General features: G+C 68.8%; 15 protein-coding genes. 12 read left to right on the top strand and 3 right to left on the bottom strand.

The genetic code is table 11. The features are described from left to right. The first annotated feature begins 1 nt into the window (after position 1). The 12 genes from EIZ45_RS39315 to EIZ45_RS39260 all read left to right on the top strand — a co-directional run bounded on the left by EIZ45_RS39315 (position 2) and on the right by EIZ45_RS39260 (position 11,467). The gene (locus EIZ45_RS39315; protein ID WP_037809817.1) at positions 2-883 is read left to right on the top strand and encodes a 3-oxoacyl-ACP reductase; all 882 of its coding nucleotides are present in this window, start codon (positions 2-4) and stop codon (positions 881-883) included. 13 nt (positions 884-896) lie between these two features. Further along, positions 897-1,661 carry a glucose 1-dehydrogenase gene (locus EIZ45_RS39310; protein ID WP_043829087.1) on the top strand — a complete coding sequence of 255 codons (765 nt, stop codon included), beginning with the start codon at positions 897-899 and terminating at the stop codon, positions 1,659-1,661. 123 nt (positions 1,662-1,784) lie between these two features. After that, positions 1,785-2,576: an ABC transporter permease gene (locus tag EIZ45_RS39305; RefSeq protein WP_037353718.1), complete on the top strand. Its 792-nt coding sequence runs from the start codon at positions 1,785-1,787 to the stop codon at positions 2,574-2,576. A 1-nt stretch (position 2,577) separates the two neighbouring features. Next, positions 2,578-3,438: an ABC transporter permease gene (locus EIZ45_RS39300; protein ID WP_009075203.1), complete on the top strand. Its 861-nt coding sequence runs from the start codon at positions 2,578-2,580 to the stop codon at positions 3,436-3,438. Continuing rightward, the gene (locus EIZ45_RS39295; RefSeq protein WP_043829090.1) at positions 3,435-4,790 is read left to right on the top strand and encodes an MCE family protein; all 1,356 of its coding nucleotides are present in this window, start codon (positions 3,435-3,437) and stop codon (positions 4,788-4,790) included. The genes EIZ45_RS39300 and EIZ45_RS39295 overlap by 4 nt, the downstream gene beginning before the upstream one ends. Further along, the gene (locus tag EIZ45_RS39290) at positions 4,787-5,824 is read left to right on the top strand and encodes an MCE family protein (protein ID WP_037809821.1); all 1,038 of its coding nucleotides are present in this window, start codon (positions 4,787-4,789) and stop codon (positions 5,822-5,824) included. The genes EIZ45_RS39295 and EIZ45_RS39290 overlap by 4 nt, the downstream gene beginning before the upstream one ends. After that, entirely contained in the window at positions 5,821-6,852 is a 1,032-nt protein-coding gene (locus tag EIZ45_RS39285; RefSeq protein WP_167754205.1) for an MlaD family protein, read from the top strand. Before EIZ45_RS39290 ends, EIZ45_RS39285 begins: the two co-directional genes overlap by 4 nt. Beyond that, entirely contained in the window at positions 6,849-8,045 is a 1,197-nt protein-coding gene (locus EIZ45_RS39280; RefSeq protein ID WP_134668588.1) for an MCE family protein, read from the top strand. Before EIZ45_RS39285 ends, EIZ45_RS39280 begins: the two co-directional genes overlap by 4 nt. After that, on the top strand, positions 8,042-9,235 hold the full coding sequence (locus tag EIZ45_RS39275; protein ID WP_134668586.1) for an MCE family protein: 1,194 nt from the start codon (positions 8,042-8,044) through the stop codon (positions 9,233-9,235). Before EIZ45_RS39280 ends, EIZ45_RS39275 begins: the two co-directional genes overlap by 4 nt. Further along, entirely contained in the window at positions 9,235-10,476 is a 1,242-nt protein-coding gene (locus tag EIZ45_RS39270; RefSeq protein WP_134668584.1) for an MCE family protein, read from the top strand. Before EIZ45_RS39275 ends, EIZ45_RS39270 begins: the two co-directional genes overlap by 1 nt. Then, the gene (locus EIZ45_RS39265) at positions 10,476-10,982 is read left to right on the top strand and encodes a hypothetical protein (protein ID WP_134668582.1); all 507 of its coding nucleotides are present in this window, start codon (positions 10,476-10,478) and stop codon (positions 10,980-10,982) included. Before EIZ45_RS39270 ends, EIZ45_RS39265 begins: the two co-directional genes overlap by 1 nt. Before the next feature lie 23 nt (positions 10,983-11,005). Further along, complete coding sequence (locus EIZ45_RS39260) at positions 11,006-11,467, top strand: hypothetical protein (protein WP_240690901.1); 462 nt, start codon at positions 11,006-11,008, stop codon at positions 11,465-11,467. Here the strand turns inward: EIZ45_RS39260 and EIZ45_RS39255 are convergent. From EIZ45_RS39255 to EIZ45_RS39245, 3 genes are read right to left on the bottom strand one after another with little or no spacing between them, the layout of a single operon-like run. Further along, positions 11,445-12,386 (bottom strand): methylenetetrahydrofolate reductase, encoded by a 942-nt coding sequence (locus EIZ45_RS39255; protein WP_134668580.1) that lies wholly within the window; start codon positions 12,384-12,386, stop codon positions 11,445-11,447. The two genes, EIZ45_RS39260 and EIZ45_RS39255, sit on opposite strands and share 23 nt — an antisense overlap. Before the next feature lie 23 nt (positions 12,387-12,409). Further along, entirely contained in the window at positions 12,410-13,555 is a 1,146-nt protein-coding gene (locus tag EIZ45_RS39250) for a GDSL-type esterase/lipase family protein (RefSeq protein WP_134668578.1), read from the bottom strand. 44 nt (positions 13,556-13,599) lie between these two features. Next, on the bottom strand, positions 13,600-14,082 hold the full coding sequence (locus EIZ45_RS39245; protein ID WP_134668576.1) for a hypothetical protein: 483 nt from the start codon (positions 14,080-14,082) through the stop codon (positions 13,600-13,602). Between the last annotated feature and the right edge of the window lie 3 nt (positions 14,083-14,085).

The raw sequence follows: 14,085 nt of genomic DNA, 5'->3' as shown, positions 1-14,085 counted from the left end.
GATGACGCTCGAAGGCAAGGTCGCTGTCGTCACCGGGGCCGGAGCGGGGCTCGGCCGGGCCGAGGCGCTCGCGCTGGCCCGTGAAGGCGCGTCCGTCGTGGTCAACGACATCGGCGAGGCGAAAGACGTCGTCGCCGAGATCGAAAAGCAGGGCGGCAAAGCGCTCGCGGTGGCCGGGGACGTCTCGGCGGCCGAAACCGCGAAGGAACTGCTGTCCGCCGCGGTCGACCACTTCGGCAGCCTCGACATCGTCGTGAACAACGCGGGCGTGCTTCGCGACCGGATGCTGTTCTCGATGTCCGACGAGGACTGGGACAAGGTCATCGCGGTGCATCTGCGCGGGCATTTCCTGCTGTCCCGCAACGCCGCCGCGTACTGGCGCGATCGCTCCAAAATGGAGGGTCAGCCGGTGTACGGCAGGCTCGTGAACACCGCGTCCGAGGCGTTCCTGGTCGGTTCGCCCGGCCAGCCCAACTACTCGGCGGCCAAGGCCGGGATCGCGGCGCTCACCATGTCCGCGGCGCGCGGGCTCGCGAAATACGGCGTGCGCGCCAACACGATCTGTCCGCGCGCCCGCACCGCGATGACCGCGGATGTCTTCGGCGAAGCACCCGAGGACGGGCTCGATCCGTTGTCGGTAGAGCACGTTGCTCCGTTTGTCGCATTCCTCGCCTCGCCGGAGGCGGACGCGATCAACGGGCAGGTCTTCGTCGTGCACGGCGGCATGGTCGCCTTGCTGAAACCGCCGTCGGTGGAGGAGCGGTTCGACACCGCGAACGGCGCCTGGACCACCGCAGAACTCGCCGAAAAGGTCGGCGGGCACTTCGCCGGCCGCGACCCGGAGCGGATGTTCGCCGCGACCGATCTGCTTTCGCTGCCCTGAACCCGGAGGACGCATGACTGAGCACCGGCTGTCCGGCAAGGTCGCCCTCATCACCGGCGCGGCCCGCGGACAGGGCGCCGCCGCCGCGCGAGCGTTCGTCGCGCAGGGCGCGAAGGTGGTGATCGCCGACGTCCTCGACGACGAAGGCGAAGCGCTCGCCGCGGAACTCGGCGAAGCGGCGGTGTTCTGCCATCTCGACGTGAGCGACGAGGACGGCTGGACCGCCGCGGTCGAGACCACGGTGACCGAGTTCGGGCCGCCGACGGTGCTGGTCAACAACGCCGGGGTGCTGTACTTTTCGGAGCTCGCGAAGACGCCGCTCGCCGAATACGAACGCGTCGTGCGGATCAACCAGATCGGGGCGTTTCTCGGCATGCGCTCGGTCGTTGAACCCATGGCCGGGGCCGGGGGCGGCTCCATCGTCAACGTGTCCTCTGTGGAGGGTCTGGCCGGGATGCCGTTCCTCGTCGCCTACACCGCGACCAAGTTCGCGATCCGCGGGATGACCAAGGTCGCCGCGCTGGAACTGGGCGCGCGCGGGATCCGGGTCAACTCGGTGCACCCGGGCATGATCGACACAAAGATGGTGTCCGACGCGGCGGGCGCGGACGTGGACGTGTCCTGGGTGGGCAAGAAGGTCGCGCTCGGCCGGGTGGGCCGCGCCGACGAGATCGCGCCGCTGCTGGTGTTCCTCGGCAGCGACGAGAGTTCGTACTGCACCGGCGGCGAGTTCGTCGCCGACGGCGGGGCCACCGCCACGCACGCGCTGAAATTGTGAGCAGGTCGGGTGCTGGTGCGCCTAGGGTGACCGCCGGGGGCTGAAGGGACGGGAGTGAACACCGCTAACCGAAATCGGCGGGCGGGGATGGGCAAGACTCGGGGGTGACTACTGGGAGGTGCGGTGGGCGGAAGCGGCTCGGTCACTCTCCCGGGCACCGCGGCGCTGACCCAGGTCGGCAGGCTCGCCACGCTGTCCTGGGAGGTCCTGCGGGCGATCTTCAAGCGCCCGTTCCAGTTCCGCGAGTGGATCCAGCAGTGCTGGTTCTTCGCGAGCGTGACCATTCTTCCGACGGCGCTGGTCGCGATCCCCTTCGGCGCGGTCATCGCGCTGCAGCTCGGATCGCTGACCACGCAGATCGGCGCGCAGTCCTTCACCGGCGCGGCCAGCGCGCTCGCCATCGTGCAGCAGGCGAGCCCGCTGATCACCGCGCTGCTGGTGGCCGGAGCGGGCGGCAGCGCGGTCTGCGCGGACATCGGCGCGCGCAAGATCCGGGAAGAGATCGACGCGATGGAAGTGCTCGGCGTCAACCCGGTGCAGCGCATCGTGGTGCCGAGGGTGCTCGCCGCGATCGTGGTGTCGGTGCTGCTCAACGGCCTGGTCAGCGTGGTCGGCGTGCTCGGCGGCTACTTCTTCAACGTGGTCCTGCAAGGCGGCACGCCCGGCGCGTACCTGGCCAGCTTCAACGCCCTCGCGCAGGTGCCGGACCTCTGGATCAGCGAGATCAAGGCGTTCCTGTACGGCTTCGTCGCGGGCGTGGTCGCCGCGTTCCGCGGGCTGAACCCGGCGGGCGGGCCGAAGGGCGTCGGCGACGCGGTGAACCAGGCGGTGGTGATCACTTTCCTGCTGCTGTTCCTGATCAACGTCGTGCTGACCGCCGTGTACCTCAAAGTCGTGCCCCCGAAGGCGTTGTGACATGACGGCCGAACCGATCGAGCAGACGCGCGCGTCCGACCGGACGCTGGAGATCATCGCGCGCCCCGGCGCGAGCCTCGAAGGACTCGGGAAACAGCTGTCGTTCTACGGCCGGGCGCTCGCCTGGTCGCCGCGCACGATCCGCCGCTACGGCCGCGAAACCACCCGGCTGCTCACCGAGGTCTGCTTCGGCACCGGCGGGCTCGCGGTGATCGGCGGGACGCTCGGCGTGATGATCGGCATGACGCTGTTCACCGGCCTGATCGTGGGCCTGCAGGGGTATTCGGCGCTGAACCAGCTCGGCACCGCCGCGCTCACCGGGTTCATTTCCGCCTACTTCAACACCCGCGAGGTCGCTCCGCTGTCGGCCGGGCTCGCGCTGTCGGCCACCGTCGGCTGCGGGTTCACCGCCCAGCTCGGCGCGATGCGGATCTCCGAGGAGATCGACGCGCTCGAAGTGATGGCGGTGCCGAGCATGCCGTACCTGGTCACCACGCGCGTGCTCGCCGGGGTGACCGCGGTGATCCCGCTGTACGCGGTGGGCCTGCTGTCCTCGTATCTCGCGTCGCGGCAGATCACCATCTGGCTCTACGGCCAGTCCGCGGGCACGTACGACCATTACTTCACGCTGTTCCTCCCGCCGGAGGACGTGCTGTGGTCCTTCGCCAAGGTGATCGTGTTCAGCGTGCTGGTGATCCTTTCCCATTGCTACTACGGCTATACCGCGTCCGGCGGGCCGGCCGGGGTGGGCATCGCGGTGGGCCGCGCGGTGCGGACGTCGATCGTGCTGATCTCGGTGCTGGACTTCTTCCTGAGCCTCGCGATCTGGGGCGCGAACACGACAGTGCGGATATCCGGATGAGCACCCGTCGAGAGTTGCGCAAACGGCTCCAGTACCAGCTGCTGGGGCTGGTGTTCCTGGTCGTGGCGGCGTTGTTCTTCACCACGACGATCGCCGCGTACCGCAAGGTGTTCACGCCGGTCACGATGGTGAAGCTGGAGACCGACCACGTCGGCAGCCAGCTGCGCGTCGGCGGCGACGTGAAGGTGCGCGGCATGCTGGTCGGCGAGATCCGCGACGTGCGGCCGGTCGGCGACCACGCGGAGCTCGAACTGGCGCTGCAGCCGGACAAGACCGACGTGATCCCGTCGAACGTTTCGGCGCGGCTGCTGCCGAAAACCCTGTTCGGCGAACGGTACGTCGCGCTCCAGTTGCCCGAGCGGCCGCAGCGGCCGATCAAGGCGGGCGACGTCATCCCGCAGGACCGCAGCAGCACCGCGATCGAACTGGAGCAGGTGCTCAACCACGTCATGCCGCTGTTGCAGGCGGTGCAGCCGGAAAAGCTGTCCAGCACGCTCAACGCCGTGTCCACCGCGCTGGACGGACGCGGCAAGAAGCTCGGCGAGACGCTGACCCAGCTGTCGGACTATCTCGGCAAGCTCAACCCGTCGCTGCCCGATCTCAAATCGGACATCACCGGGCTGGCCAACGTATCCGGCATCTACGACAAGGCCGCGCCGGACGCGCTGCAGGCATTGGCGGACCTCACCACGACGACGCAGACCATCGTGGAGAAACAGCGCGGCCTGACCGACCTGTACTCCTCGGTCGCCGGCACCGCCACCGACCTGACGCGCTTCCTGGAAGTGAACAAGGACAACATCATCCGCCTCACCACCGCCGTGCAGCCCACGCTCGACGTGCTCGCGAAGTACGCGCCGGAATACCCGTGCCTGCTCAAGCAGCTGGCCGGGACGGTGCCGAACGCGGAGCTGGCGTTCGGCAAGGGCACCGCGCATCCGGAGGTCAGCCGCGTGACGATCGAGTTCTCGGCGAGCCGCGGCAAGTACCTGCCCGGCGTCGACGAGCCGAAGTACGACGACAAACGCGGGCCGCGCTGCTATCCGCAGGTGCCCAAACCCGGGCGCTGGCCGCAGTATCCGCCGGACGGCGCGGTGAAGGACGGGGCCAGCAAGCCCGCGCCGCCGCACGATCCGGACGGGACGCTGCCCAGCGACTTCACGAACGGCCCGCTGCCCGGCGGGTCCGGGTCGACCGGCGGCGCGCCGAGCATCGTCGGGTCGGCCGACGAGCAGAAGCTGCTCGACCTGCTCGCCTCGCCGACGCTGAACACCGCGCCGGAAAACGTGCCGGGCTGGTCGGCACTGCTGGTCGGGCCGCTGTACCGGGGCGCGGAGGTGGAGCTGAAATGAGGTCGTTCGTTCCCGCGCTGATCAAGATCGGCATTTTCGCCGTGGTCACCGTGCTGCTCACCGGGATCCTGGCCACCACGATCGCGAACACGAACTTCGGCAATACCGCCTCCTACGTCGCGAAGTTCACCGACGCGTCCGGCCTGCAAGCAGGCGACGACGTGCGGATCTCCGGCGTGAAGGTCGGCCAGGTCGAGACGATCGGGGTCGACCAGGGCGAGCAGAACTACGCCGAGGTGCGGTTCCTCGTCGAATCGGCCTACAAGCTGCCCTCGCTCGCGACCGCGACCATCAAGTACCGCAACCTCGTCGGCCAGCGCTACCTCTCGCTCGGCACCGACGTCAGCGGCGGCGACACGCTGTCTCCCGGCGACACCATCCCGCCGGAGCGCACGAAGCCGGCGCTGAACCTGACCGTGCTGTTCAACGGGTTCAAACCGCTGTTCAAGGCGCTGGACCCGAAGGAGGTCAACCAGCTTTCCGCGGAGATCGTGCAGGTGTTCCAGGGCGAGGGCGGCACGATCACCAGCCTGCTGTCGCACACCGCGTCGATCACGACGTCGATCGCGGGCAAGGACAAGGTGATCGGGCAGGTCATCGACAACCTCAACCAGGTGCTCAGCACGGTCAACGCGCGCGGCCCGCAGCTGGGCGACCTCGTCGACCAGACGCAGCGGCTGGTGAGCGGGCTGGCGCAGCAGCGCAAGCCGATCGGCGACGCGGTGGGCGCGCTCGGCGACCTCACCAACGCGACCGCGGGGCTGCTCGCCGACGCCCGTCCCGCCGTGCAGCAGGACGTGACCCAGCTCGGGAAGCTGGCGAACAACCTCAACGACGCGCAGCCGCTCGTCGAGCATCTGCTGCAGGTGCTGCCGGGGAACCTGGAGAAGTTCACCCGGACCCTGAGCTACGGCAGCTGGTTCAACTACTACCTGTGCGGGATCGAAGGCACCATCGGCATTTCCTCGCTGGACGTGACGCTGCCGATCGTGCCGATCCCCGGCACCGAACGCGCGCCGAGGTGTGGCCCGTGAAACGACTGAAGGACCGGAACCAGGCGAGCGTCGGCGCGGTCACGCTCGTGCTCATCGTGCTGGTGACCGCCGTGACGTACTTTTCCGACAGCATCCCGATGTTCGGCAGCGGCACCACCTACACTGCGGCGTTCGCCGAGTCCGCCGGGCTCGCGCCGGACAACGAGGTGCAGGTGGCCGGCGTCAAGGTCGGGCAGGTGACGTCGGTGGAACTGGGGCACAAGCAGGTGCTCGTGAAGTTCCGGGTGAAGGGCGTGCGGGTCGGCGACGCGTCCACGGCATCGATCGAGATCAAGACGCTGCTGGGGGAGAAGTACCTCGCGCTGGACACGAAGGGCGGCGGCACGCAGAAGCCCGGCGACACGATCCCGGTGCAGCGCACGCGGACGCCGTTCCAGTTGCAGGACGCGTTCAACCAGCTGTCCACCACGGTCGGCGACATCGATACGCAGCAGCTCGCGCAGAGCTTCACCGCGCTGTCGGATTCCCTCAAGGACAGTCCGAAGTACTTGAAGGACACGCTGTCCGGGCTGTCGGCGTTGTCGAAGACGGTGTCCTCGCGCGACGCCGATCTGCACGCGCTGCTGTCCAACACGAGCAAGATTTCGAAGACGCTGTCCGACCGGAACGCGCAGCTGCAGCAGGTGATCAGCGACGGCAACCTCCTGCTCAGCGAACTGCAGCAGCGCCGCGAGCAGATCAGCACGCTGCTCAAGGGCACGCAGGAAATCTCGAAGCAGCTGTCCGGGCTGGTCGCGGACAACCGCACCCAGATCGGGCCGACGCTCGCCGCGCTCGGGAAGGTGACCGACGTGTTGCAGCGCAACCAGGGCAACCTCGACCGGAGCTTGCAGCTGATGGCCCCGTTCGCCCGGGTCGGCGCGAACGCGACCGGCAACGGGCGCTGGTTCGAGGGGTACCTGTGCGGTCTGCTGCCGCCGACGATCACGGCGGGCGGGATCTCGATCAATCCGGAGGGCTGCACGCCGCCGATCTCCGCGCCTGACCAGGGGGTGGGTGGACGATGACTGTCGAGACTAAGGCCGGGCGGAGCCTCGTTACTTGGCTTGGCTTCGCTTGTGTGGCAGCGCTTTTGCTCACCGCGGGCATCTACCTGGTGCTGCGCGACACCGGCGGCACCAAAATCTCGGCGTACTTCGGGAAAACCGTCGGCCTGTACGCCGGATCGTCCGTGCGCGTGCTGGGCGTGGCGGTCGGCGAGGTCACCGCGGTGACGCCGCAAGGCCAAGCGGTGCGCGTGGACATGAAGGTGAACGACGACGTCCCGATCCCGAAGGACGTCGGCGCGGTCGTCGTGTCGCCGAGCCTGGTGAGCGACCGGTACGTCCAGCTGACCCCGGCGTACGACAGCGGCCCGACGCTCGCGAGCGGAACCGTGCTGGCGCGCGACAAAACCGCGACGCCGGTCGAACTGGACGACCTCTACGCGAGCCTCGACAAGCTGTCCACCGCGCTGGGACCCAACGGGGCCAACAAAAACGGCGCGTTCTCCGATCTGCTGGACACGGCCGCGGCCAACCTCAAGGGCAACGGCAAGGACCTGAACTCGACCGTCAGCAGGCTCGCCGAACTGGCCGGCACGCTCGACGATTCGAAGGACGACCTGTTCTCCACGGTGAAGAACCTGAACTCCTTCACCTCCGCACTGTCCCAAAGCGACAGTCAGCTGAACGAGTTCTACCAGCGGCTCGCGGACGTCAGCGGCTTCCTCGCCGACGATTCGCACGACGTCGGCGCCGCGCTCGAATCGCTGTCGACGTCGCTGCAGGACGTGAAACAGTTCGTGGCGGACAACAAGAACGGGCTTTCGTCCAATGTGGCCAAACTGGCGTCGCTGACGAAGGTGCTGGTGGACCAGCGCGCCGCGCTCGCCGAGGTGCTCGACATCGCGCCGACCGGGGCGACGAACTTCATCAACACCTACGACGCGGCGTCCGGCACGATCGCGGTGCGCGACAACCTGAACGAGATCACCAACCCGCCGATCCTCACGGTGTGCCGGCTGATCAGCGCGGGCACGCCGAAGCCGCTGCCGGACACGCTCGGCAACATCTGCAAGAAGCTCGCGCCGGTGCTCGACGGCACGCTCAAGCTGCCGTCCATCCCGCAGGCGCTGAACTCCCTGCAGAACGGCCAGTTGCCGCCGTTGCCGCTGCCGTTGTCGGACGTGCTGACGCAAAAACCCGGAGGTGGCAAGTGAAACGCCTCCGGAAACGGCTGGCGGGCGTGCTCGCCGGGGTGCTGGTGCTGGCCGGGTGCAGCGACGGCGGGTTCAACGGGCTGTACTCGACGCCGTTGCCGGGCGGCCCGGACGTCGGCGACCACCCGTACCACGTCACCGCGTTGTTCACCGACGTGCTGGACCTGGTTCCGCAGGCGAACGTGAAGGTGAACGACGTCGCGGTCGGCCGGATCGACCGGATCGCGCTCACCCCGGACACCCGGTCCGCGCTCGTGTCGATGACGGTGAACGGCGACGTCCAATTGCCCGCCAACGCGCACGCCGAACTGCGCCAGTCCAGTCTGCTCGGCGAGAAGTTCGTGCAGCTGAGCGCGCCGACCGCGGAGAAACCCGCGGGCAAACTCGCCGACGGCGCGCAGATCCCGCTCGGGCGCACGAACCGCAACCCGGAGATCGAAGAGGTGCTGGGCGCGTTGTCGTTGCTGCTCAACGGCGGCGGCGTCGACCAGTTGCAGAACATCAGCCACGAACTCAACGACGCGCTGTCGGGCAACGAACCGCAGATGCGCGCGCTGCTGTCCCGGGTGGACGAACTCGCCACCCAGCTCGACGGGCACAAGGGCGAGATCCTGCGCGCGATCGACGGGCTGGACAAGCTGTCCACGACGCTCGTCGGGCAGAAGCAGAACCTCGCCACCGCGCTGGACAAACTCGCGCCCGGGCTGAAGATCGTCGCCGACCAGCGCGACCAGCTGGTGGGGATGCTGAACGCGCTGAACAAGCTGTCCGGCGTCGCGGTGGACACGGTCAACCGCAGCCGCGACCAGCTCGTCGCGAACCTCAAGGCGCTGGAGCCGACGCTGCGCCAGCTCAGCGCGGCGGGCCAGGACCTGCCGAACGCGCTGCGGATCCTGCTGACCTACCCGTTCCCGGACTACGCGGGCAACGTGATCAAGGGCGACTACGCGAACGTCGACGCGCGGATCAACCTCGATCTCGACAAGCTCGTGCAGAACTTCACGAACTCGTCGCAGCCGCCGTTCCAGCTGCCGACGCCCTCGACGTCCGGCGCCGCCCCGCCCGTTGCCGGGCAAGGGATGCCGCAGCTGCCGTTGCCGCTGCCGAACACCCCGGCCACGGGCGGAGCGAAGCCAGGCTACGGCGGGGTGCTGGGCGGATTGCTCGGCGGTCTGGTGGGAGGCGGCTGATGAACACGCGCAAGGTCCGGATCCAGCTGCTGGTGTTCTTCGCGATCGCCGTCGTTTCGGTGGCGTACGCGGGCGGGCACTACGCCGGTCTCGACCGGATTTTCGGCAACCGGGGCTATCACGTGACGCTCCAGCTTCCCGACTCCGGCGGGGTTTTCGTGAACTCCGAGGTCGCGTACCGCGGCGTGACGGTCGGCCGGGTCGGGGCGATGACGCTCACGCCGCACGGCATCGACGTCCGGCTCGACATCGACTCCGGCGGCCCGGACATCCCGTCGGCGCTGCACGCGCAGGTCGCGAACCGGTCGGCGGTGGGCGAGCAGTTCGTGGACCTGCTGCCGGACCGCGAGACCGGGCCGTACCTGGAGGACGGCGCGGTGATCACGCAGGACCGCACGTCGCTGCCCGCGACGCCGGATTCGGTGCTGACGCATCTCGACGGACTGGTCGCGAGCGTCCATCCGGAATCGCTGAAGACCGTGGTGGACGAGACGTACGACGCGTTCGCCGGTTCCGGCCCGCAGCTGCAGAAACTGTTGGACAGCACCAGTTCGCTCACCGCGACGGCTGCCCAGTACGTGCCGGACACGCAGGGGTTGCTGGCGAATTCGCGCACGGTTTTCGCCACACAGGAGCGGCAGGCGCAGAACATCACGGCGTTCGCGTCCGGATTGAAGACGATCGCCGGGCAGCTGAAGTCGTCGGATCCGGCGGTGCGCAAGGTGATCGACGAGGCTCCTCAGCTGAGCCGGCAGATCAGCGACGTGCTCGCGACGTCCGGGACCGACCTCGGGGTGCTGTTCGCGAACTCGCTCACCACCGCGCAGGTTACGTCGATGCGGAAGGACGCGATCGAGGAGCTGCTGGTGGCGTACCCGGTGATCTCGGCGTTCTCGCCGTCGACCTCGCCGGACGGCACCGGGCACCTTGGCGTGGTGTTCAACTTCTTCGATCCGCATTCGTGCACGAAGGGGTACGAGGGCACGAAACAGCGTCCGGCCAACGACACGAGCGAAGCGCCGGTCAACATGAACGCCTACTGCGCGGAGCCGCCGGGCAGCCCGACTGAGGTGCGGGGTGCGCAGAACGCGCCGTACGCCGGGAAGCCGCCCGCGATTCCGGCCGCGCCCAAGGCTTCCGCGCCTTCGGACCAGGGTTCGCAGCAGCAGCTGCCGGGTCTGCTGGGCCAGCTGACCGCGCCGTTGAAGGGCGGGCTCGGGGCGTTGCTGGGCGGTTCGTGATGGCTGAGGACACCTTCCGGAACGGACGGGTGCTGACCGCGCTGGCCGTCGTCGCGGTGCTGGCCGCCGCGTGGTTCGGCTGGTCGTGGTGGAGCGCGGCGCAGGACGACAGCCTCGCCCGCGGCCGCGCGCGCGACGCCGTGCTGGCCGCCGCGAGCACGGAACTGGTCACGCTCAACACGATCGACTACCGAACGAGCGCGGTCGACGTGGACCGCTGGATCGCCGCGACGACCGGGCAGTACGGCAAGGACCTCTCCGGCGACCGGCAACTGCAGATCGACCGCGCCAAACGCACCAAAACCGTGTCGACGGCTTCCCTGGTGCAGGCCGCCGTCACCGACCTGAACCCCTCGGCAGGAACCGCCCGGCTGATCGCGGTCCTGAACGTCCGCGTGAGCACCGGCGACGGCGCGCCTTCGGCGAAACAGGCGCGCTTGGCCGTGGACTTCGCGCGAGACGGCGACGCGTGGAAAATCGGCGGCATCCAGGCGGTGGGCTCGTGAACCGGCGGACGATCGCCGCGGGAGTGACCGCAGTCGCGCTGGCGTGCGCGGTGTGGTTCGGCGTGCAGGCGTCGTTGCTGCAGCCTGAGGATGACGAGGCGATGGTCGATACGGAAGCGACGTCGCAGGTCACCGACCAGGTCAGTGCTGCGGTAAAGGCGCTTTTTTCCTACGACTACGCGAATTTGGACCGCACTGCGCGCGCGGCGGCTGACGTGCTGACTGGTTCGGCTGTGGGGCAGTATCAGAGCCAGTTCACCGCGGCTCGGCAGCGTGCGGCGACTGAGAAGCTCGTCCGGACCACGACGGTGCGGGCGATCGGGGTTCGTTCGTTGCACGGTGATGATGCGAGTTTGCTGCTTTTCCTGGATCAGCAGACGATCTTGCCGGGTGGTGGTGCGCCTCAGTCGTCGGTGGGGCAGTTGTCGGTGACTGCGCGTCGGACTGACGGGCGGTGGAAGATCACCGCGCTGGATCCGCTGTAGCGCTTCGGCCGAGCAGCCCGCTCACCTCGCGCGCGAGAGCCACTGACGCCTCGATCTCGACCTTCCGGATGGACACGCTCTCCACGAGAAACCCGAACGGCATCCCGAGCTTGCGGCAGAACGCAGCCAGTTCCCGGGCGTTCGCCAGGCACTGGTCATACGACTCGGCCAGGGTGTCGTCCGCGTGGCGCAGGGAATTCTCCAGCCACCGCGGGACATGCACGCCGAGCCACTTGAGGAACGCCAGCGTCTTCGCCGAACCGCAGACCGAGAGCGTGAACAGGACCGGTTTCGGCTCGAGGCCCTGCTCACGGCACGCGTAGAAGTAGTCGGAGACCATGCTCTTCGCCGCGTCGGCGCTGTAGATCACCTGCGAGATGAAGTACGCGCAGCCAGCTTGCTGTTTGGCGATCAGCCGCAGGTGCTCGTCGGGCCGTTCGGTGATCGCGACGCCGCCGAGCAGCAGGTCGGGGCGCACTTCCCGGCGCAACGCCTGTGCCTCGGACAGCCGGGTGTGCACCTCCTTGCCCTTCGACGAAGCCCCGACGAAGACCGACAGCACGCGGTCGGCGTCGGCGTTCCGCAGCCAGTCCCGCAGCTCGCCTTCGGGGTACTTGCCGACGCACCGGTAGATGACCGCCGGACGGTCCCACTCGCTGAGATAGTCCGCGTGGTAGCGCACCGGGTCGAGGGTCGGCAGGTAGGGGAACGGCCGCTCCTCGGGGTTGCGGTCGCTCTCGTCGTCGATGTCGTACAGGGCGAGGCCGTCGACGTCGAGGTCGCTCAGCCGCGCCAGGGTGGCGGCGGTGATCTCCCGGATCCGCTCGGGGGTGTTGCTGAGGCGGGGCGGCGTGATGCCGAACAGCAGGACGCCGCGATCGGGGTGGGTCAGCTGTGTCCGGAGAGTGTGGTCCGCCATGGTTCGAAAACTAGCAGCGCGCCTCAACCGGCGAAGGGACCGCCTGGTCCGAAGACCTGCTTGGCGAACCGTTCGCCCACGAACCGGTGCGTCGCCGCGTCCGGGTGCAGCGCGTCCGGCAGCGGGTGTGCGGCGAAATCCTCTTCCCCGTACAGCGAGAGTCCGTCCACGTAGGACAGTGCCGGATCCTCCCGGTCCCGGACGACCCGTGCCAGTTCCTCCCGGATCACCTTCAGCGTCAGCTTTCCCTCCGCGACGGCGGCGGGATCGCCGGTGGCCTTGAACCGGAGCGTTCCGGTGCTGAAATCCGGCGCTCCCGGACCCGGCGTGTCCTCGTGGATCGGGCACAGCAATGCGGAAACCACCACCAGCGGAACGTCCGGATGGCCCTCCCGGATCGTGTCCAGGAATCCGTGCACCGCCGGGCCGAAAGCACGCAACCGCATCAGGTCCGCGTTCACGATGTTGATTCCCAGCTTCACGCTGATCAGATCGGCGGGTGTGTCGCGAAGAGCCCGCGCGGTGAACGGGTCCAGCAGAGCGCTCCCGCTGAAACCCAGGTTGATCAGATCGACCCCGGCGGCAGCGGCGGCCAGCGCGGGCCATGTCTGCGACGGGCCTGCCGCGCCGGTGCCGTGGCTGACCGAGCTGCCATGGTGCAGCCAGACGCGCCGATCGCGCGGCAGCGGAGTGATCGGGCCGGTGGTGCGCAACGCGACCAGCCGGGTGGTTTCGTTGTGCGGCAACCAGATCTCGACGTCTTTGACGCCCGAAGGCAGGTCGGAGAACCGGACCGTGCCGGGCGGGCCGGGGCGGGTTTCGCCCTCGCCGGTCATCATGTCGAGGATCAGTTCGTCGCCGCCGGAGACGGTCGCGGAGCCTGCCGGACGCCCGTTCAGCACCAGGTCGTAGAGGCCGTCCGGCAAGGGCGGCACGCCCACGTAGCCGACCTTCGTGCGGTGGGTGTCCAGTTCGATCGCCGTCGACTCGGTGCGGAACGCCAGGCGCACGCCGGACGGCTGGGTCTCCGCCATCGCGAGCCTGCTGTCGGTGTTCTGCGCCCGCGCCCGCGCGGTCAGCCGGTGCGGCAGCAAGCCCTGCGGCGTGCGTTCCAGCTCGAGTGCACCGCGCACGAACTCTTCGCCGATCTCGGTGGTGATCCACTGCATGCCGCCGAGTCTGCCGTCCGCGGCCCCTCGCCGCCAACGGGATATCAGCCGTCCCAGACCCCGGGGCCCGCGCGCAGCACCGCGACCGGGGCGGCCCCGGCGGACGGCCACAGGTCCAGCACGTACCGGAAATGCTCGCCGAACTCGTGGTCGTGCCATTCCGCGTCCGGCGGGCCGCTCTCCACATAGGACACTCGGACCCGGTACCGCCCGGGCGGGACTGCGATCCGGTGTTCCTGGCGGGCGTAATCGGCGGGTCCGGCGAGCGTCGCCACGCCGCCGGGGACGTCGAGATCGGCTTCCACCACGTGGGACGCGTCCGGCAGCACCGGCGGCATCGCTGTGCTTACCGACACATCGACCTCGACCCAGTCGGAGCGCGCGGTCGCCACGGAGAGCGACGACGGCTCTACCGCGACGCGGTGCGCCGACACCGCCTCGTCGGTCCACCCGCCGTCGCCGGGACGCCAGGCGTCCTTGTCCTGCAAGGAGAACTGCCGCTGCTCGGCATGCACCAGGTACCGCACGGG

Origin of the sequence: Amycolatopsis sp. CFH S0740 (assembly GCF_004522315.1) — a bacterium.
In the GTDB taxonomy this organism is placed as follows: Bacteria; Actinomycetota; Actinomycetes; order Mycobacteriales; family Pseudonocardiaceae; genus Amycolatopsis; species Amycolatopsis nivea.
Note: the sequence above shows the minus strand (reverse complement) of the source record. Positions and strands in the feature narration are given on the sequence as shown.